This is a genomic window from Trinickia sp. (assembly GCF_051961175.1).
Lineage (GTDB): Bacteria > Pseudomonadota > Gammaproteobacteria > Burkholderiales > Burkholderiaceae > Trinickia.
The window spans coordinates 1-22,016 of the sequence record NZ_JBQCDN010000296.1; the positions used below are offsets into that span (position 1 = coordinate 1).

9 protein-coding genes and 1 pseudogene are annotated in these 22,016 nt (G+C 65.3%); 7 read left to right on the forward strand and 3 right to left on the reverse strand.

Features of this window, described 5'->3' with window-relative positions; all coding sequences use genetic code 11:
• The 3 genes and pseudogenes from ACTHL0_RS17995 to ACTHL0_RS18005 all read right to left on the reverse strand — a co-directional run.
• A pseudogene (locus ACTHL0_RS17995) lies at positions 1–762 on the reverse strand (hypothetical protein); the annotation flags it as partial.
• A gap of 28 nt (positions 763–790) precedes the next feature.
• Complete coding sequence (locus ACTHL0_RS18000; protein WP_440568182.1) at positions 791–2,392, reverse strand: GMC family oxidoreductase; 1,602 nt, start codon at positions 2,390–2,392, stop codon at positions 791–793.
• Between the two features lie 194 nt (positions 2,393–2,586).
• A complete protein-coding gene (locus tag ACTHL0_RS18005; RefSeq protein ID WP_440568183.1) occupies positions 2,587–3,147 on the reverse strand; it encodes a sugar dehydrogenase complex small subunit in 561 nt (186 codons plus the stop codon).
• A gap of 654 nt (positions 3,148–3,801) precedes the next feature.
• Between ACTHL0_RS18005 and ACTHL0_RS18010 the strand changes: the two genes are divergently transcribed.
• The 7 genes from ACTHL0_RS18010 to treY all read left to right on the forward strand — a co-directional run.
• Positions 3,802–7,302, forward strand: coding sequence for a maltotransferase domain-containing protein (locus ACTHL0_RS18010; protein WP_440568184.1), 3,501 nt, complete (start codon positions 3,802–3,804; stop codon positions 7,300–7,302).
• Positions 7,292–10,690, forward strand: a complete 3,399-nt coding sequence (treS, locus tag ACTHL0_RS18015; protein ID WP_440568185.1) for a maltose alpha-D-glucosyltransferase — start codon at positions 7,292–7,294, stop codon at positions 10,688–10,690. The genes ACTHL0_RS18010 and treS overlap by 11 nt, the downstream gene beginning before the upstream one ends.
• A 77-nt stretch (positions 10,691–10,767) precedes the next feature.
• The gene (glgB, locus tag ACTHL0_RS18020; RefSeq protein ID WP_440568190.1) at positions 10,768–12,954 is read left to right on the forward strand and encodes a 1,4-alpha-glucan branching protein GlgB; all 2,187 of its coding nucleotides are present in this window, start codon (positions 10,768–10,770) and stop codon (positions 12,952–12,954) included.
• A 75-nt stretch (positions 12,955–13,029) separates the two neighbouring features.
• A complete protein-coding gene (gene glgX, locus ACTHL0_RS18025) occupies positions 13,030–15,183 on the forward strand; it encodes a glycogen debranching protein GlgX (RefSeq protein WP_440568186.1) in 2,154 nt (717 codons plus the stop codon).
• Positions 15,184–15,220: 37 nt separating this feature from the next.
• Positions 15,221–17,158, forward strand: coding sequence for a malto-oligosyltrehalose trehalohydrolase (treZ, locus tag ACTHL0_RS18030; protein WP_440568187.1), 1,938 nt, complete (start codon positions 15,221–15,223; stop codon positions 17,156–17,158).
• Positions 17,155–19,419, forward strand: coding sequence for a 4-alpha-glucanotransferase (gene malQ / locus ACTHL0_RS18035; protein ID WP_440568188.1), 2,265 nt, complete (start codon positions 17,155–17,157; stop codon positions 19,417–19,419). Before treZ ends, malQ begins: the two co-directional genes overlap by 4 nt.
• Positions 19,416–22,016 (forward strand): malto-oligosyltrehalose synthase (treY, locus tag ACTHL0_RS18040; RefSeq protein WP_440568189.1); only part of this gene is annotated, 2,601 nt, incomplete at its 3' end. The genes malQ and treY, both read left to right, overlap by 4 nt.

A 22,016-nucleotide genomic window follows, 5' to 3' on the forward strand; every position in this document is an offset into this window, starting at 1 on the left:
GGTCACGCGCGTGTATTCGGCGTACGGAAACGCGGGATACAGATGTTCGCCGCCCTTGCCGATGCCCTGCTGCATCGCGCGCAGAAAATCGGCGTCGCTCCAGCGGCCGATGCCGGTCTCGGGATCGGGCGTGATGTTCGGGGTGTAAAGCGTGCCGAACGGCGTCCCGATCGGCAAGCCGCCCGCGAACGGCCGGCTGTTGTCGGCGGTGTGACAGGCGATGCAATCGCCAGCCCGCGCGAGATATTCGCCACGCTTGACGAGATCGGCGCTGTTCGCGTCTATCCGCGTGCCGCCAGCCAGGGCATCGGAACCGCCGGACGGGCCCGGTGCCCCCGCCGTCGATCCGCTTGCCATGACGGAAGACGATGTTCCGCTCGTGACGGCGGCGGGGCTCGCGAGCGACGGCGCGCCAGCTTGCGGCGCCGCGCTGGCGGCCGATGTGGCCACTGCGGCGCTGCCTCCGGACGAAGCGCCCGGCGCGGCCGACGCGCCGGCGACCGACGCCCCATTCGCCGCAGCCGGCCCCGACGCTCCGGCTACCCCCACCTCGCTCGCCCCTTGCGCGTGGGCGAGTGAAAGCGGCATTTCGTCGGCCGGCGAAGCCTCGCGTTCGTTCGACGCATGCCATGCCAAATACAGCGCGAAGACTGAAAAGCCCGCCGCGAACGCCCTCATGCGCGTCGGAGCGCGCCGCGCCGGATGATGCATCGAACCGCGGGCCCGGTCGGCCGCATCGGAACGGAGTCGCAAATTCGTCATTGAAAATCTCATCGGGTCGTTCACGCCATCACAGCTCGCGCTTGAGCTTGTCGGCCAGCCGCAGCGCCAGCGCCGCGATCGTCAGCGTGCAGTTCACCGCTGCGGCGGTCGGCATGACGCCGCTCGTTGCCAGGAACAGGTTCGGATGATCGTGCGTGCGGCAATCGGCATCGACGACGCAATCCTGCGGATCGGTACCCATGATCGTCGTGCCCATGATGTGGTTGTTCGGGGCGAAACGATCGTCGAACGTCACCTCCGTTCCGCCGAACAAGCTCGCGATCTGTGCATACAGTTCGTGCGTGTTGGCCGCGCTCTTTTTGACATAGTCGTTGATCGAGTAATGAATCTCCGGCTGCGGAATACCGAGCGCATCCTTGTGATCTTGCGACGGCACGATCCGGTTCTGCGGCTCGGGCAAGTGCTCGTGGAAGCTGTTGATCGTCAGTGTGCGCGCCGCCCGGTCGCGAATTTGCCGATCGAGTTCACCGCCGGTCAATCCGTTGTCGATCAATGCCGACGTCACCGCCATCGTCGCCACGCCGTTCGACAGGTGCAATTTCTTCGAAGCGTAGTCGGACCGGAATGCGCCATCTCGAAAATTGACGACGGAGGTCATTTCCATCGGGCCGCGCCCCGGCCATAGCACTTCGTTCGCGAGGAAGCTCACGCCTGTGCCCGGGTGATCCATCAGATTGCGGCCGACTTGATCGGAGCGATTGCCGACGCCTTGCGGAAATTTATCGGATGTCGACATCAGCATGAGCTTCGGGGTTTCGATGCCGTTCGCCGCGAGGACGAACAACTTGCCGGAGACGCGCGTCGTGCCGCCCGACGGATCCTTATAGTGCACGGCCGTGACGAGGCCCTTGTCGTCTACTTCGATGCGGTAGACGACCGCTTGCGCGATCAGTTTCGCGCCGGCCTTTTCCGCTTTCTCCGCATGCACGATGCCGTTGTACATCGCGGCGATCGGGCAAATCGGCATGCAGTTGTTGTTGCCGCAGCAGGTGGGGCGCGCGTCGTAAGGACGGCTGTTGCGCGCAACGGGCTCGGGCACCACCTTGAAGCCATTGGCGTTGAGTACGTCCGAAAAGCGCGCATCCATATACGAGAGGGGCAACTGCTGCATCGGATACGGCTTCGAGCGTGGCGAGCCGAGATCGATCGAGACGTCGGGGCCCGACACGCCGAGTTCGATCTCGGCAGCGTAGTACCAAGGCTCCAGCGTTTCGTAAGGAAATGGCCAGTCGCGGCCAACCCCGTATGTCGTCTTGAGCTTGAAATCGGACGGCAACAAACGCCATGCGGCGGCGGCCCAGTGCCACGTTGTCCCGCCGACGAGACGCAGGTACTGCGAGTCGTACGGATAGTCGCCTTTTTGGATCAAATAGCCGTTGGGCGGGGCGTACTCGGGATGCGGGGCATACCGCGTCGACGGATACGGCGTCGCGAAATCACCTTTGGCCGGCGAGTTGCGAAAGTTTTCGACGATCTGCCAACGTGCGAGACGCGGCCCCGCTTCGAGAATAACGACCGATGCGCCCGCCAACGCGAGCTGATGCGCGACGAGACCACCGGCCACGCCCGAGCCGACGATCACGACATCAAAGGAAGCATTGTTTGCCATAAGCGATTCGCCAAATGCATTCTTCTATCGGGCTGCATGCGGTCATTAAAGAGCGTCATGCATGCAGCTCATGCTTGACCTTGTCGGCGAGCAGGGCCACCGCCGCGATCGCCAGCGTGCAATTGACCGAGCGCCGCATGGGAAAGACAGCGCCCTGCGTCAATCTGCACGGCCCCTTGCCTGGCGCAGCCGCGTCACACGGCGGCCGGTTTCTGCGCCCAGTAGAACGGCACGTCCCGGCAATACGACGGGATCGTGAGAATGTCGTTCACCGGGTCGAACATCAGCGCGTGCTCATACGCGACCACCTGAACTGTCGGCATTTGGCCGACGAGGCCGAGATACCAGCCCCGTACGATATTGACGACCGCTTTCGCCAGGACGGGGTCTTGGCTCTGCAGCGCCGCCACCACCTGATCGCTCGGCACGCCGGCGTGTGTCTTGAGCCAGGTGTTCAGCGCGGCGACGTTGGCGGCAAACGCCCTATCGGCCTTGGACAGTGCGCTGTAGAGCCGGGAACCCAGGGTGGCGTCCAGCGTCGTGCGCCCTGTCAATTGCTTCGTCAGTGCGGTAAATGCGTCGAGACCGCCGCCGGCCGGCGGCGAAAAAGCGAACGCGCGCCGTGTCGCGAACGGCAGTCCAATGGCCGTCATGAACGCGAGCGCCGCAGCCGAAGCGCCGGCGCTCAGCAGGAAATGTCTACGGGCGGCAACCGGCTGCGCCTCGTGCAGGCGGCCGGGTCGAGCATCTGTCATGTGGGCTCCAGCGTCTTGTCCAAGACACCGCCGGCATTGGCCGACGGCCTTTCGCCCCCGATTCCGGTCTTTTCTACCGCCCTGGCCGTGGCGGTCTTTCGTTATCCGTAATAACCCTTGGGCTGCGCCCATTGGCTGCGACTATAGACGGGTCCCAGGATTTAGACAATCAGCATGCATCAACACATAGCCGCAATTAACGATGAGTGCGATCCAACCCCTTTTAAGGCGCGTGCTTGGAGAGATACCGTTCGCTCGCGCCGACATCGGCGCCGCTGTAAAAACGCGCCCCGCGCTGTCACATTTACACCTTGCTCGGCAGACGAATCCCCATGAACGATTCGCCGATGAGACATCTCCTCGCCGCCCACATCCCGCCCCGCCTCCCATCGCCAACCCCCGCAAAACGGCATGCCGGTCCCGCTCAGCGCGCGCATACTGGATGCGATCGACGCCTTCTGTTCGTCGAACGCGGTCTGCGCTTGCGGCGCCGCGGCATGCATCGTGCTTTCCGCTTTCGGGCGCGCTGATGCTTGCCGCTCCCCGGGCGAATCGCCCGCGCCGATGGGCGGGAATCATCGAGCGCCGCCTGACAACGCGATGCGATCGCACGCGCAACGTGCATCCACATCGCCGACGAACTGGAACGGACCGATGGAATATCGTCACGCGTATGCGCCGCGGATTTATTTTCTTCACCCCTTGCTCGTCGGGCCGCTCGACGCTTGGCCCGCACACTTCGAGCGCATCGCCGCGCTCGGTTTCGATCATGTTTTGATCGGCTCTCCGTTCGCCACGGGACAAGCCGGACACGCGCAACTCGTCGCGGATCATGCGCGGCTGCACCCCGCCTTCGGTGCGGCCGGCGACGCGAACGCCGGCTTACGCCGGCTCGCCGACGATGCACACAGCGCCGGCCTCGCACTGCTCGTCGATCTCGTGCTCGATCGCATCGCGGCCGATAACGCGTTACTGCGCACTCATCCCCAATGGTTTCACCCGTACGAGCCCGCACGCGTTCGGCTCGATCCGCGGCACGCCAGCCATGAGGACAACGCGGCTTACACCAACTTCGGCGATCCCCATGCGGCCGCGCAGTTCGGCGCCTGGTGGAGCGAGCGCCTCGTCGAGCTGATCGATGCCGGTGTGGACGGCTTTCGATTCGACTCGCCGCATCATGTGCCCGTCGACATGTGGCTCGAGTTGGGCGCCGCTATACGGGGCAAACGCGAGAACGTCCGGATGCTCGCCGCCACGCCGGGGCTGACGCGCAGCGACCTTGCGCGTCTTGAACGAGCGCAGTTCGATAGTGTGTTTTCGTCGGTACGCTGGTGGGATTTCCGCGACAACTGGCTCGCCGAAGAGTACGCGGCGCTCGCCCGCGTCGGCGCGCCCATCGCGTTTCCCGAGGCGCCCTATGGGCCGCGCCTCGTCACTGAATTCGCCCACGCCGTCGATGCGGTGGCGATTGAACGGGCTTATCGCCGCGCGATCGCCACGAGCGCGTCGCTCGGCACCGGGTGGCTCGTGCCCATGGGCTTCGAATACGGAATCGCCGAGCCGGTCTCGTACACAGCCACCGACGGCGGCGCCGACCGATACCGCCAAGCCTGTGCCGCGCCACGCTTCGACCTGTCCGACGCCGTTCGGCAGGCGAACGCGTTGCGCCAACAGGCCACCGTGCTCTCGACGGTCGGCGAACTGCGGCAGCTTTCCGCGGCGGGATCGAACGTCGCCGCCGTGATGCGCGGCGAACGCCCCGACTTGCGTGACTCACGCGAAGCCGTGCTGCTCCTCGCCAATCCGGACCTGACCCGCCCTGCGTTCGTCGAGCCCATGCATTTTCTCGACGGGGTGCCCGGCAACTTCATGGCATTCAAACCGCTGGCGAACCCTTGCACGGAGCCGGCCGAGCCGCTGTCCGCGTTTTCGCTCGCGCCCGGCGAAGCGCGTGTCTATCGCGCGCAGCCGTGCCCGAACATCGCGGTGCGCCGCACGACGAAGCGCAGTTCGGTCGCCGCCGCCACGGAAGCGCTTGCGGCACCCCGGATCGCCATCGAAAGCGTCACACCTTCGATCGACGGCGGACGGTTCGTCGTCAAGCGTGTGGTCGGCGAAGCGGTCGATATCGGCGCGGCCATCTTCGGCGAAGGCCACGATAAGATCGCCGCGGCCGTCATCTGGCGCGCAACCGATGAAACCGCGTGGCGCGAAACACCGATGCGGCCCGCCGAACCGGCCGGTCTAGATCTGTGGCGAGCCACCCTCACCCTTCCTCGCGTGGGCCGTTACGAGTTCACCGTCATCGCCTGGCGCGACGATTTCGCCTCGCTCGTCGATCACATTCGCAAGAAGCTCGACGCGAACCAGGCGGTCGAGCTCGAACTCGAAGAAGCGCGCCATTTGCTCGCACGCGTACTGGCGGAAGCGGAGACGGCCGATGAAACCGGCGCGCAGCAACAGATTCACCATGAACATCGCGAGCATGAAGCGCAGCACGCGGCCATCGCCGAACTGAAGCGCATCGCCACGCGTTTCTCACAGGCCAGCCACGCTGCGCGGCTCGAAGCGGTGCTCGCGCCGGAAACGTTCGATGCCGTCGCCAAGACCCGGCATCGTCCGTTTCTCTCTCGCGACGCAACCGTCTACCGCATCGATGCGGAACGCGCCGCGGCCCGGTTCGCGAGCTGGTATGAAATCTTCCCGCGCTCGATGAGCGGCGACCCTTCGCGCCACGGCACGTTCGACGACGTCATCGCCCAACTGCCGCGCATTCGCGACATGGGCTTCGACGTGCTTTACTTTCCGCCCATCCACCCGATCGGCAAGATCAACCGCAAGGGCCGCAATAACACGCTGAAGGCGCTGCCGGGCGATGTGGGGAGCCCCTATGCGATCGGCAGCGACGAAGGCGGTCATACGGCCGTGCACCCGGAACTGGGTACGCTCGACGACTTCAAGCGCATGCTCGCCAGCGCGCGCGAGTACGGACTCGAGATCGCGCTCGATTTCGCCATACAGTGCGCCCCCGATCATCCGTGGCTGACGGAACACGCGACATGGTTCGCCTGGCGCCCCGACGGAACGTTGCGCTATGCCGAGAACCCGCCGAAGAAATATCAGGACATCGTCAACCCGGAGTTCTATGCGCACGATGCGAAGCCTGCGCTGTGGCTCGCCCTGCGCGACGTCATCGCGTTCTGGGTGGACGCCGGCGTGCGCATTTTCCGCGTCGACAACCCACATACGAAGCCGCTGCCGTTCTGGGAGTGGATGATCGCCGACATTCGATCGCGCGATCCCGATGTCGTCTTTCTCTCGGAGGCATTCACGCGTCCGCGTCTCATGTATCGGCTCGCGAAGCTCGGTTTTTCGCAGTCCTATACCTACTTCACGTGGCGCGAATCGAAGCGCGACTTCACGGAGTATCTGACCGAACTCACGCAAATGAACGTGCGCGAATTCTTCCGTCCGAACTTCTTCGTGAACACACCCGATATCAACCCCCGGCATTTGCAAGCGCAGGGCCGGGCCGGCTTCATGATCCGTGCGGCGCTGGCCGCGACGCTCTCGGGCCTGTGGGGCGTCTACAGCGGCTTCGCGCTCTGCGAATCGGCCGCGCTGCCGGGTAGCGAGGAATACCTCGATTCGGAGAAGTACCAGCTACGCGCCTGGGATTGGCACCGGCCCGGCAACATCGTCGATGTCGTGACGTTGTTGAACCGCATCCGTCGCGCCAATCCCGCGTTGCACTCGCACCTCGGCCTGACGTTCCTGACCGCACATAACGATCGCGTGCTCTTTTTCGAAAAAGCGACGCGTTCGCGCGAGAACGTCGTCCTCGTCGCGATCAGCCTCGATCCTTTCGGGCCGCAAGAGGCCGACCTCGAACTCGCGGGCTCGATCTTCGAACACTGGCACATGCACGATTGGGATCCGCTGGCCGCCACCGATCTCGTCACGGGGCAACGCTTCGAATGGCGCGGCCGCCGCCAGCACATCAGGATCGAACCCGACACATGCCCCTTCGCCATCTGGCGCATCGCGCCCGCCGCGGGCTTGCCGCGCGACGAACGCGCGCATGCCTCCCTCGGCCGAACCGGCCAGGGAGATCTCACAGGCCACGGCGCCTCGGAGACGCACCATGAAGCGTGAAGATCATCCTATGGACTCAGCTGTCGAGGTGCCCGATAAGAGCCGGCGCGCGCGTGCTGGGCGGCGGGCGGCCACTTCCGTGCTATCGGACGATCCCCTCTGGTACAAGGACGCCATCATCTACCAGGTGCATGTGAAGTCGTTCTTCGATGCGAACAACGACGGTGTCGGCGATTTTCCGGGCCTCATCGCGAAGCTCGATTACATTGCCGAGCTCGGCGTCAACACGATCTGGCTGCTGCCGTTCTATCCCTCGCCACGGCGCGACGACGGCTACGATATCGCCGACTACCGCAGCGTGCATCCCGACTACGGCACGCTCGCCGATCTGCGTCATTTCATCCAAGGCGCTCATGCACGCGGGATGCGCGTCGTGACGGAACTCGTCATCAATCACACGTCGGATCAGCATCCGTGGTTTCAGCGCGCGCGTCGCGCCAAGCCGGGCTCCAATCACCGCAACTATTACGTCTGGTCCGATACCGATAAGAAGTACGAGGGCACGCGCATCATCTTCATCGATACCGAGCCCTCGAACTGGACGCACGATCCGGTGGCCGGCGCCTACTATTGGCACCGCTTCTATTCGCACCAGCCCGATCTGAACTTCGACAATCCGGCCGTCATGCGCGAAGTGCTGCAAGTCATGCGCTTCTGGCTCGATATGGGCATCGACGGGTTGCGGCTGGACGCGGTGCCCTATCTCGTCGAACGCGAGGGCACGAGCAACGAGAATCTGCCGGAAACGCACGCGGTCCTCAAACGCATTCGCGCCACCATCGACGCCGAGTACCCGAACCGGATGCTGCTGGCCGAAGCGAATCAATGGCCGGAAGACGTGCAGGAATACTTCGGCCAGGAAGACGAATGCCACATGGCGTTCCACTTCCCCTTGATGCCGCGCATTTATATGGCCATCGCAAGCGAGGACCGCTTTCCGATCACCGACATCATGCGGCAAACGCCGGAACTGCCCCCTACGTGTCAATGGGCCATCTTCCTGCGCAATCACGACGAGCTCACGCTCGAGATGGTGACCGATTCCGAGCGCGACTATCTGTGGAACACGTATGCCAGCGATCGGCGCGCACGGCTCAACCTCGGCATTCGCCGCCGCCTCGCCCCGTTGATGGAACGCGATCGGCGACGGATCGAACTCATCAACTCGCTGCTGCTGTCGATGCCGGGCACACCCGTCATTTACTATGGCGACGAGCTCGGCATGGGCGACAACATTCACCTCGGCGACCGCGACGGCGTGCGCACGCCGATGCAATGGTCGTCCGACCGTAACGGCGGCTTCTCGCGCGCGGATCCGGAACAGCTTGTCTTACCGCCCGTCATGGGCACGCTATACGGCTTCGATGCGATCAACGTAGAGGCGCAAACGCGCGATCCGCACTCGCTGCTGAACTGGACGCGGCGCATGCTCGCCACGCGGCGCTCGAAACACGCGTTCGGCCGCGGCACGATCCGCTTTCTGCGTCCGTCGAATCGAAAGATCCTCGCTTACCTGCGCGAGATGGAAGGCGAGGCGCCGATCCTCTGCGTGGCCAACCTTTCCCGCGCGCCGCAAGCCGTCGAACTCGACTTGTCCGAATTCGCCGGCCGTGTACCCGTGGAAATGACCGCCGATTCGGTGTTTCCGGCGATCGGGCAGCTCACGTATCTACTCACGTTCCCGCCGTACGGTTTCCTGTGGTTCGTGCTGTGCAACAGAGACGATCGTCCGTCATGGTCGCAGCCCGGATCGGAGCAATTGCCCGAATTCATCACGCTTGTGATGCGTGCCGGGCAAACCGGTCCGACGCCCGAAAATGTCCGGCTGCTCGAATCGGAAGTGCTCCCTTCGTACCTCAGCCGCCGCCGTTGGTTCGCGTCGAAGGACCAAAAGCTCCATGCGGTCCGCCTCGCCGCACTGACTACGATTCCCGACGCAGGCTTCGCGTTCACCGAAATCGAGGCGGATCTCGGGCGCCATACCGAGCGCTACGTGCTGCCGCTCGCCGTCTCATGGGGCACCGATACGACGGTGCCGCTGTTCATGCAGCTGGCGCTGGCCCGCGTCCGCCGCGGACGCAATATCGGGCATTTGACCGATGCATTCTCACTGCCACTGTTCGCCCATGGCGTGCTGAAAAAGATGCGCGAACAGGCCGTCATTCCCACCGTCCAAAAGAGCGAAATCCGTTTCGTCCCGACGGCGCGCTTCAGCGAGCTCGACGAACTCGGCGATGCACCCGAGATCCGCTGGATCTCGGCGGAGCAAAGCAACAGTTCGCTGATCGTCGGCGAGCGCGCGGTGCTGAAGCTCGTGCGGCGGCTGATCGCCGGGCTTCATCCGGAAGCTGAAATGAGCCGGCATCTGACCGAAATCGGCTATGCGAACACCGCACCGCTCTATGGCGAGGTCGTCCGGGTCGATCCGCAGCATGTGCCGCATACGCTCGCGCTGCTGCAAGGCTTCATCGAGAATCAAGGCGATGCATGGAATTGGGTGCTCGACTATTTGCGCCGTGTCATCGACGAGCTCGTCCTCACCCCGGAAGCCGAAGAACCCGAGCCCGACAAGATCGAAGGCTATCGCGCGCTCACGGGTACGATCGGCCGGCGCCTCGGCGAATTGCACGCCGCGCTCGCCGCACCGTGCGACGACCCCGCCTTCGCCCCCGAAAAAGCCACGCGCGCCGACGTGCGGGCATGGGTGGAAGGCACGCGCGCGATGCTTGAACACGCGCTCGACGTGCTGGGCGCGGAAGCGGCGAAAGAAGGCACATCGATCGACGACGAAACCCGCGCACTGGCACGATGGCTCGTCGATCGCCGTGCCGCGTTCATCGAAGCGCTCGAACGGCATGTACCGCATCCCGTGGACGCATTGCGGATCCGCGTTCACGGCGATTTCCATCTCGGCCAGGTCCTGATCGCGCAGAACGATGTCTACCTGATCGACTTCGAAGGGGAACCGGCGCGTCCGCTCGACGAGCGCCGCATGAAGCGCAGCCCGCTCGTCGACGTGGCGGGCATGCTGCGCTCGCTGTCGTATGCGAGCGCGGCGGCCCAGCCTCTGTCGGAAAACGCCCCGACGCTGACAGCCGATCGCAAACGCGCCTTGTTCGACCGCTTCCGCGAGGCCGGCCAGCAAAGCTTCCTCGACGGCTATCGCGAGGCGATTGGCCATGCGGTCCGTCCCATCGTTTCGCCGGAAGCGGAGGGCGTCCTGCTCGACCTGTTCCTCGTCGAAAAAGCCGCCTACGAGGTGCGCTACGAAGCGGCGAACCGGCCCACCTGGCTTGGGCTGCCGCTGCGCGGCCTCGCCGCGCTCGCCGCACGACTGCTCGGCGAAGCGCATGACGGCGACGCGCCCGGCACGCCCGCGCAAACGTGAGAACTGTCGAAATGGGATCCATGAACGACCAACCTTCGCGCGTACGCGAGATCGCCGATCGCGATCCGACCGTAGGCATGCACTCCGTCGATATCGAAGCACTCGTCGACGGCCGCCACCCCGACCCGTTCTCGCAACTCGGGCCGCACCGCACTGCGGCTGGGCCCTCCGTACGCACGCTGTTGCCCGGCGCGTCGGGCGTCTCCGTCGTCGCGCGCGCAAACGGCGAATGCCTGGGCAAGCTGGCGCAGATCGATGCGCGTGGGCTTTTTGCGGGGCTCGTGGCGCGCGAGGAGCCCTACCGCCTTTGGATCGATTGGCACGGCGTAGAGCAAGAGATCGAGGACCCCTACGCGTTCGGCGCAGTGCTGTCCGAGGAAGCACTCTCGCGCCTCGCACGCGCCGATCCTTATGCCGTGCTCGATTGCCTCGGCGCGCGGCCCTGCACGCTCGAAGGCATACCGGGCGTACGGTTTGCGGTGTGGGCGCCGAACGCGCGGCGCGTCTCGGTCGTCGGCGATTTCAACACGTGGGACGGGCGGCGTCATCCCATGCGGATGCGGCATGTAGCCGGCGTCTGGGAACTGTTCGTCCCTCGGCTCACGGCGGGCGCACGCTATAAGTACGAGATCGTCGCGCGCGATGGCCATACGCTCCCACTCAAGGCCGACCCCTGCGCCTTGCAAACGGAACACACACCGGCGACGGCATCGATCGTGGCCGATTGGAATGCCATCGAACGATTCGCCTGGACGGACGGTGACTGGATTGCCAACCGGGCCGAGCTGCAGAGCGCGCGCGCGCCGATGGCCATCTACGAGGTGCATGCCGAATCCTGGCTGCGGATCGAAGACGACGGCCGCCGCGGCCTCGATTGGTACGAACTGGCCGACCGTCTCATTCCCTATGCGCTCGGGATGGGATTCACGCACGTCGAATTCCTGCCCATCGCCGAGCACCCTTTCGGCGGCTCGTGGGGCTATCAGCCGCTATCGCCGTTTGCGCCGTCGGCGCGGTTCGGCCCGCCGCCGGGCTTCGCGCATTTCGTCAATCGCGCGCACGAAGCGGGGCTCGGTGTGATTCTCGATTGGGTCAGCGCGCACTTTCCAAACGATGCACACGGCCTCATCCAATTCGATGGCACACCGCTTTACGAACACGCGGATCCGCGCGAGGGGTACCACCAAGACTGGAACACGATGATCTACAACCTCGGCCGCAACGAGGTCAGCGCGTTTCTGGTCGCCTCGGCGCTCGCATGGCTGCTGCGCTATCACGTCGATGGGCTGCGAGTCGACGCGGTGGCCTCCATGCTCTATCGCGACTACTCGCGCGCCGAGGGCCAGTGGGTGCCGAACGTCTACGGCGGACGGGAAAACCTCGAAGCCATCGCGTTCCTGAAGCGCGTCAATCATGAAGTCGTCTATGCCCCCGGCGTGCCGGGCGCGATCACGATCGCGGAGGAATCGACGGCATGGCCCGGCGTCACCGCCCGGCCCGAGGACGGCGGCCTCGGCTTTCACTTCAAGTGGAACATGGGCTGGATGCACGACACGCTGCACTACATGCACGAAGATTCCGTCTACCGCCGTTACCATCATCACAACATGACGTTCGGGATGGTCTATGCGTACTCCGAACGGTTCGTCCTGCCGCTTTCGCACGACGAAGTCGTACACGGCAAGGGCTCGTTGCTCGGGAAAATGCCGGGCGATCGCTGGCAGCAGTTCGCGAATCTACGCGCCTACTTCGGTTTTATGTGGACTCACCCCGGCAAGAAGCTGCTGTTCATGGGCGGCGAACTCGCCCAATACGCCGAATTCGACCACGACGCCTCGCCGCATTGGCATCTGCTGGACGAGCCGATGCATCACGGCGTGCAAACGCTCGTACGCGACCTGAACCGGCTCTACGCGACGGAACCCGCGCTACACGTGCTCGACACGGAGCCGGGCGGATTCGAATGGCTCGTCGGCGACGACGCCGGCAACAGCGTCTTCGCCTATCGACGCTGCGATGGTTCGGGACGCGAAATCACGATCGTCTGTAATTTCACGCCGGTGCCGCGCCACGGATACCGGATCGGCATGCAGCGCCCCGGCTGGTGGAGCGAGGTGCTCAATACGGATGCCTTGGTGTATGGCGGGTCGAACGTGGGCAACAACGGCGGTGTCGTGACGGAAGAGGTACCCAGCCACGGCAAGCCGCAATCGGCCGTGTTGACGCTGCCGCCGCTGGCCACGATCGTGCTGCGCGCCGAATGATCGTGAGTGCGATGACATCGCCCTGCCCGACGCTTCGACACGACGATTATCACTATAAGGACACCAGGACGCGGCATGGCGAATTCGTTACCCGATCGACTCGAGACCGGCGCACCCTATCCGCTCGGTGCGACGTGGGACGGTCTGGGCGTGAATTTCGCCGTGTTCTCGGCGAACGCGCAGCAGATCGATCTGTGCTTGTTCGATCCCGCGGGCCACAAGGAGCTCGCGCGCCTGCCGCTGCCTGAATGCACTGATGAGGTCTGGCACGGCTATCTGCCGGGCGCGCATCCGGGCACCGTGTACGGATTTCGCGCGTACGGCGCCTATCAGCCGCAGCAGGGCCACCGCTTCAATCCGGCGAAGCTGTTGCTCGACCCTTACGCGAAGAAGCTGACCGGGCCCTTCCGCTGGGCCGATGCGCTGTTCGGCTACCGCGTGCATTCGAGCCGCCACGATTTATCGATCGATAAACGCGATTCGTCGCCGGCCGTGCCCAAATGCGTGGTGATCGACGAAGCGTTCGATTGGTCGCGCGACGTGCGTCCCGATGTGCCGTGGTCCGAAACCGTCATCTATGAAGCCCACGTCCGTGGCGTATCGATGCTGAACCCCGACATACGCCCGCACGATCGCGGCACGTTCGCCGCATTGGCGTCGCCGCGTTTCATCGATCACCTGCACGATCTCGGCATCACGGCCATCCAGTTGCTGCCGATTCACGCGTTTCTCGACGAGCGCTTCCTGCTGGAACGCGACCTCACGAATTACTGGGGCTACAACACGGCCGCGTTCTTCGCACCGCATACGTCGTACCTTTCCACCCGGCGCTTGAATGAGCTGCGCATCGCCGTGCGCCAGCTGCACGCTGCGGGCATCGAAGTCATTCTCGACGTGGTCTACAACCACACCTGCGAGGGCAACGAACTGGGCCCTACCGTTTCCTGGCGCGGGCTCGACAATGCCAGCTACTACCGGCTCATTCCGGGCGATGAACGTCACTACATCAACGATACGGGCTGCGGCAATACGCTCAATCTCTCGCATCCGCGCGTCCTGCAGATGGTCATGGATTCGCTGCGGTATTGGGTAAGCGCCTTTCATGTCGACGGGTTTCGCTTCGATCTCGGCGTCACGCTGGGACGCGAAGGCACCGGTTTCGATCCGGGCTCGGGCTTTTTCGACGCGATCCGGCAGGATCCGGTGCTATCGCAGCGCAAGCTGATTTCGGAGCCCTGGGATGTCGGGCCCGGCGGCTATCAAGTCGGCCGTCATCCGCCCGGCTTTGCGGAATGGAACGACAAATTCCGCGACTGCGTGCGGCGCTTTTGGCGCGGCGATTCGGCCATGCGAGCCGAACTCGCCGCACGCATCACGGGTTCGGCCGAACTGTTCAACCACCGCTTCCGGCGTACCTGGGCTTCGATCAACTATATCGCGTCGCATGACGGCTTCACGCTCGCCGACGTCGTATCGTACGAACACAAGCACAACGAAGCGAACGCCGAAAACAACGGAGACGGCCACAATCAGAATTGCAGCGCGAACTGGGGCATCGAAGGCCCGACCGACGATGCGGCCATCCAGGCCGTGCGGGCAAGCGTCGCGCGCTCGATGCTGGCGAGCGTTTTCACGTCGCTCGGCACGCCGATGCTCGCGGCCGGCGACGAATTCGGGCGCAGCCAGTGCGGCAACAACAATGCGTATTGCCAGGACAACGAACTCTCGTGGCTTGACTGGCAGCGCGCAGATTCTGCGGAAGGCCGCGCGTTGATCGATTTCACCGCGCGTCTGATCGCGCTGCGCCGTCAGCATCCGCTACTGCGCGATACCCGCTTCCTGCGCGGCGACATCGAGGTGCTACCCGGGGTGAACGACGTCGCCTGGTTCGACGAGCGCGGTCAAGCCCTCACGGACGAAGCGTGGCAAGACCCCGAAGCGCGCACGCTCACGCTGCGCCGCGCCGGCCTCGACCGGGACGGCGAGATCGAGGTGGTGCTGTTGGTGATCAACGGCTCGCACGACGACGTGACGTTCGTGCTGCCGCCACCGCGCCTGGAATGGAATGTGCTCGCGGACAGCACGTCCCCGGCGGTCGCCGCGCATGACCTCTACAGTGAACAACGGCTGGTCGGTGCGCATGGCTTCCTGCTGCTCGCCGCAAAGCCGCGGCATGCCGCCGCTGAGCCGCCGGCGTCCGCACTGGCGCCGCATGCCGCCGCGGATTGACGATTCGCCTCACGTTCTCGAACAAGGAGCCGCTGACATGTCCGTTGACCGATACGACCCGCACGATCGCCGCGCGCATCGGTTCGCGTTCGGCGCGGAGCTGATCGGCGCCTCCGCCGCCGGAGCACCGATTACGCGCTTTCGGCTTTGGGCGCCGTCGTGTGCGGCGGTACGCGTCGAATTCGAATTCGAGGGCAAAGCGAGCATCGTCGATATGCATCGCACCGGCGACGGCTGGTTCGAAGCGCAAGCCGAATGCGGCGCCGGCACCCGCTATCGTTATCGGCTCGACGGCGACCTGGCCGTGCCGGACCCGGCATCGCGGTTTCAGCCCGACGATGTGCACGGACCGAGCGAGGTCGTCGATCCGCTCGCGTATCGATGGACGCAGCCCGAGTGGCGCGGCCGTCCGTGGGAAGAGATGGTGATTTACGAATTGCACGTCGGAGCGATCGGCGGCTATGCCAACGTCGCCCGGCGCTTGCCGCACATCGCGCAGCTCGGTGCGACCGCCGTCGAACTGATGCCGCTCAACGACTTTTCCGGGCGTCGCAACTGGGGCTACGACGGCGTGCTGCCGTTCGCGCCCGATTCGGCCTATGGCCGTCCGGAGGAACTGAAGGCGTTGATCGATCGAGCCCACGAGTTGGGCCTTGCCGTGCTGCTCGACGTCGTCTACAACCACTTCGGCCCCGACGGCAACTACCTCCCGCGGTACGCCCAGGCATTCTTCCGCGACGACGTCACGACCCCGTGGGGCCCCGCCATCGATTTCCGCCGCAGCCAAGTGCGCGAATTCTTCTGCCAGAACGCGCTTTACTGGCTGCACGAGTACGGCTTCGACGGCCTGCGCATCGACGCCGTCCATGCGATCGGCGACGACGGCTGGCTGCGCGAACTATCCGATCGCATCCATGCCTCGATCGAGCCGTATCGACACGTCCACCTCGTCCTTGAAAACGAGCACAACACGGCCAGCCTGCTGCAATCGCATTTCGATGCGCAATGGAACGACGATGCACACAACACGCTGCACGTCCTGCTGACCGGCGAACATGAGGGCTACTACCGCGCGTACGCCGACCGTCCCATCGCCAAGCTCGCACGCGTGCTCATGGAAGGGTTCGCCTACCAAGGCGATCCCTCCCCGATCCACGACGGCTCGCCGCGCGGCGAGCCCAGCGCGCAGTTGCCGCCGACGGCCTTCGTGATGTTCCTGCAGAACCACGATCAGATCGGCAACCGAGCGTTCGGCGAGCGCCTGCGTACGCTGTGCGCGCCCCAGGCACTGCTCGCCGCCACGGCACTGCTGCTGTTATCGCCGCAAATCCCGCTGCTGTTCATGGAAGAAGAGTTCGGCTCGACTCAGCCGTTCCTCTACTTCACCGACTATGGCGGCGATCTGGCCGAAGCGGTACGAGAGGGCCGGCGCCGCGAGTTCGCCCGGTTTTCCGCTTTCACGGATCCCGAGCGCCGTGCTCGCATCCCGGATCCCAACGCCGTGCAGACGTTCGCTCTCTCATCGCTGCCGACCGAAGAAGAACCGAATGGCACCCTCCCTGCTACCACGCAGGCTTCGGCGCACGGGGAGCGCGAGGCGTGGCTGCATTTCTACCGCTCGGCGCTCGCCGTGCGCGCGAAGCTGATCGCCCCGCGGCTGCGCGGCGCGCGTGCGATTGGCGTCACGCTCTTGCGCACCGCCGTCGGCCATGACGCCAACGCGCTCGTTGCACGCTGGCGGTTGGCGGACGGCGAAACGCTGTCGATCGCGTTGAGTTTGACGTCCGATACGCTGCCGTTCGAGGCTCGCCCGGACGGGATGGTCATCTTCGAAACACCCGACCGCGCACGCGACATCATCGATACGAATCAACTACCCGGCTATGCCTGCATCGCCTGGCTGACAGGCGACGTCAACACGTTCGCCCTGCAACACGATGTGCGAGCCCATGTGCCGCCGGGGAGCGCCTCATGAGTGCGCCGGGACCGACATCGTCATCGCTCGGCCGGGAGACGATCGAACGGATCGCGACGCGGGCCGGCTTCGAGGTGCATTGGGAAGATGCGCACAAGCGGGCCCATCGCGTGAAGTCCGACACGCTCGCCACGCTGTTGGCCGCGCTCGGCCTGCCGTGCGGGACGGCGGACGATGCGAAGCAGACCCTGGCGATGCTCGATGCCGAGCGTGCGGCGCACGCACTGCCGCCGCTTGTCACAGCGGAATGTCATCGCGCAACGGCACTGCCCTTCGCGGCCAGTCAAACCGGTGCGACCTACCGCATCGAGCTCGAAAGCGGCGGTATTGTCGAAGGACGCCTGGGGATGCCGAAGGGAGAATCAGCCCTGCTGGCACCGGTTGCGGAGCCCGGCTATCACACGCTGGAACTGGGTGACCAGCGCGTGTGTCTCGCTGTCGCACCGCCACGCTGTTATACCGTCGACGATGCGTGGCGCGATGCGAACGCCGCGGCGAACGGCCAGCGTATGCGGCGCAGCAACGCCGACGCCCCGCGCGCCGTGTCGCTCTGGGGCATCGGGGCGCAGCTCTACGGGCTGCGTCGCGTCGGCGATGGCGGCATCGGCGATTACACCGCACTCGCCTCGTTCGCACGGCATAGCGCAAACGAGGGCGCGGACGTGCTCGCGATCAGCCCGACGCATGCCATGTTCAGCGCCGAGCCACGCAAGTTCAGTCCCTATGCGCCCTCGTCGCGTCTGTTCCTGAACGCCGCCCACATCGACCCGGCGGCCGCGCTCGGCATGCCGGCATTCGAGGCCGCGCTCGACGCTATACAGGTGGCCGGCAAGACGCCGCCTCGCGAACGGTGGGCAGCCCTCGAGGCATCGCCGCTCCTGAATTGGGGCGACGCCCTTGAAATCCGGCTCTCGGTGCTGCACGCGCTTTACGACCGGTTTTGCGCTCATGAACGCCCGGCCGGGACGACGCTGGCCCGGGAGTTCGATACGTTCTGCTCGCATGGCGCACGCGCACTTGAAGACCACGCGCGCTTCGAAGCGATCGATGCGATGGAGCGCGCCGCGCACGGCGCGAGTCACTGGCGCGACTGGCCCGAGGCGTTCACGGACCCGCGCCGTCCCGAAGTGAAGACGTTCGCGGACGAGCATCGACATGAAGTCGATTTCCACTTGTTCCTTCAATGGCTCGCCGCGAAGGGACTGGGCGATGCACAGCGTGCCGCACGCGAAAGCGGAATGGCGATCGGGCTCGTCGCCGATCTCGCAGTCGGTTGCGACGGTGCCGGCAGCCACGCGTGGTCCTATCCCGACGATATGCTGCGCTCGGTCTCTGTCGGTGCACCTCCAGACTTGTTCAACCAAGCCGGCCAAGCGTGGGGCCTCACGACATTCTCGCCGCGCGCGATGCGCACGCAAGGCTTCAAGGCGTTCATCGACATGCTGCGCGCAACGTTCGCCTACGGCGGCGGCTTGCGGATCGATCACGTCCTCGGGCTGCAGCGCCTGTGGCTCGTGCCCGAAGGCGCGAGTGCGGCCGATGGCGCTTATCTGCGCTATCCGATGACGGACTTGCTTCGGCTGATCGCGCTCGAGTCGACACGTCATCGCGCGATCGTCGTGGGAGAAGACTTGGGCACCGTTCCCGAGGGATTCCGCGAACGCCTCGCGCGCCACGGCATGCTCGGTATCAGCGTGCTCTGGTTCGAGCGCAGCGAAGACGGCGGCAGCTTCAAGCCGCCGGCAAAATGGAGCCGCACGTCGTTGGCCACGACGACGACGCACGACTTGCCGACCATCGCCGGTTGGTGGGGCGGACATGACATCGTCTGGCGCGACCGGATCGGACAAACCGCACCGCGTCCGGACGGCCGCAACCCCGTCGCCCTGGCCAATGCCGAGCGCGCGGCCGATCGGCATGCGCTCTGGCGCGCTTTTCAGCAAGCGGGCGTCGCGGCGCCCGCAGTGGGCGCGCCGCCAAAAGATCAACCGCCTGTGGACGAAGGGCTGGCGGGCGTCGCTTCAACGCCGGCCCCGCTCGCGCTCTATCCGCTCGAGGACCTGCTGGGCCTCGCCGATCAGCCGAATCTGCCGGGCTCGATCGACGAGCATCCGAACTGGCGCCGGCGCCTGCCGACGCCGATCGACGCACTGTTCGAAAGCGGCGCCTTGACCGATCGCCTGCTCGCGCTATCGCAAAGGCGTCCCCCTGCCGCGCGGCCTCGTCACGGCCCCGCCTCCGAACCATCCCGCACGCCATGACCGTCCCGCGCTCCACGCTACGCCTGCAGCTTCATCGCGGCTTCACCTTCGACGACGCGCTTTCACACGTCGACTACTTCGCCGCGCTCGGCGTGAGCCATCTCTACTTGTCGCCGATCACGACGTCGACGCCGGGCTCCCTGCACGGCTATGACACGACCGATTACGCACGCGTGAACCCGGAGCTCGGCGGGGAGCCGGCGCTGCTGCGTCTTGCCGATGCGGTTCATGCCCGGCAGATGGGGCTCATCGCCGACATCGTGCCGAATCACATGGGCATCGCGGGTGGCCATAACGCATGGTGGCTGGACATTCTCGAATGGGGCCGGCACGCCACGTATGCGCGCTATTTCGATATCGACTGGCATTCCCCCGATCCCGCGCTGCGCGGCAAAGTCCTCGCGCCGTGCCTTGGCGCGCCCTATGGCGACGAACTCGCCGCGGGCCGCATCGGTCTGTCTTTCGACGCCCAACAAGGCCGATTCTTCGTATGCTACGGCGAGCATCGCCTTCCAATCTGTCCGGTCGACTACCCGTCGATCCTGCGCGGCGCCACGCATGCGGAACATCCAGAGCTGACGGCACTTGCCGAACACTTCGACGGTTTGACGGCGCAGCCGGAGCAGCGCCCGCGCGCGCAAACCGCACAGGAGGCGTTGCGTGCGTACGCGTTGGCGCACGGTACGCAACCGTTCGATGCGGCCCTGGCCGAGTATGTCCCGACGAACACCGCTTCGCGCGAACGCCTGCATCGATTGCTCGAGCGGCAGTTCTTTCGTCTTGCGTGGTGGCGCACGGCGGCCGACGAAGTCAACTGGCGGCGCTTCTTCGACATCAGCACGCTCGCGGCCATGCGTACCGAACGCGCGGAAGTGTTCGACGCTGTGCATGCGCTCGTCTTGCGGCTGTTCGCACAGGGCGTCATCGACGGTGTGCGCATCGATCACGTGGATGGGCTCGTCGATCCGCGCGAGTACTGCCAGCGGTTGCGCGAGAAACTCGCCGAACGCGAGGCCGAGCGGCCGCCGCAGCTCGACGGCTCGCGCGCCTACGTCGTCGTCGAAAAGATCCTCGCGCGCGGCGAAGCATTGCCCGCCGATTGGGGCGTGGACGGCACCACGGGCTACGACTTCATGAACGATGTCGGCGCCCTGCTGCATGATCCCGGCGGCGAAGCGCAGTTGACGACCACATGGGCAGAGCTATCGGGGTCGAATGCGACGTACAGGGAACTCGTCAGCGACGTGCGCCGCAAGATCCTCGCCGAGAACCTGGCGGCAGAGCTCGATCGCGCCGCGCGCGGCATCCATCGGATCGCACGGGAGCAGCCTGCCACGCGCGACTTCACGTTGACGGCGATCCGTCGTACGCTTGCCGAATTGGCCGTGCACTTCCCTGTCTACCGGATGTACGCGCACAACGGCTTCCGCACAAGCGCCGACGACGCGTATTTCCGCCTGGCGCTCGAAGGGGCACGCCGGGTACTGACAAGCGGCGATCATGCGGTGCTCGCGTATGTGGCGTCATCGCTCGGGGGCGATGCCCGGGATGCCCGGGATGGCCGCGACGGCGATGCGAGCTTGGCCGCCCATGGACTGCCGAGCCGCGAGCGCCGCACGGCCGCCACGCTGTTCGCGCAGGTTACCGCACCGTTGGCCGCGAAGGCGCTCGAAGATACGGCCTTCTATCGCTACGGCCGGCTGCTCTCGCGTAATGAAGTGGGCGCAGATCCCGGCGAATTCGCGCTCGAAGTCGATGACTTTCACGCCGCCAATCTCGCTCGCGCGCGGCGCTTCCCGCATGCGCTGATCGCCACCGCCACGCACGATCACAAGCGAGGCGAAGACGTGCGGGCGCGGCTCGCCGTATTGAGCGAAATGGCCGAGGAATGGACGGCGACACTGCGGGCATGGTCCACACTGAACGCACCGCATCGCCGAGCGTTCGGGTCGACGCAGGCCATCGGCGAGACGGATCCCGGCGTCGCCGATGCCCGGAGCATGCGGGCGAAGGGAACAACGGCCCACCCTGGCGCCTTGCCCAAAGCGGGCGCGACTGCGCCTTCGGCCAGTTCGCCCGCTTCAGCAGCTTCAGCCGCTCCGGCCGCCCCGCCTGCAACGTCATCGACGGGGCTCTCCCTGGCATGCACCCCGCTACCGGGCCTGACGCCGAACTGGGCGCCGGGGCCGACCGCCGAGGCCATGCTGTATCAAACGCTGGCCGGCGCATGGCCGTATGAGCTCGATTACACCGATGCCGCGGGTGTCCAAGCGTTCGCCGAGCGCGTCGCGCAATGGCAGCTGAAAGCGTTGCGCGAGGCCAAACTCCAGACCAGCTGGCATGCCAACGATGAGGCTTACGAAGCCGCCTCGCGCGCGTTCCTGCTCGACATCCTGGCGCCGCAGCGACGCGATGGTTTCCTGCGCGAGTTGGCGTCGTTCGTGGCCCGCATCGCGCGCGCCGGCGCGATCAACAGCTTGTCCCAAACGCTGTTGCGGATGACCTGCCCAGGCGTGCCCGATCTTTATCAGGGCACGGAGCTCTGGGATTTCAGTCTCGTCGATCCCGACAACCGGCGGCCCGTCGATTTCGGCCAG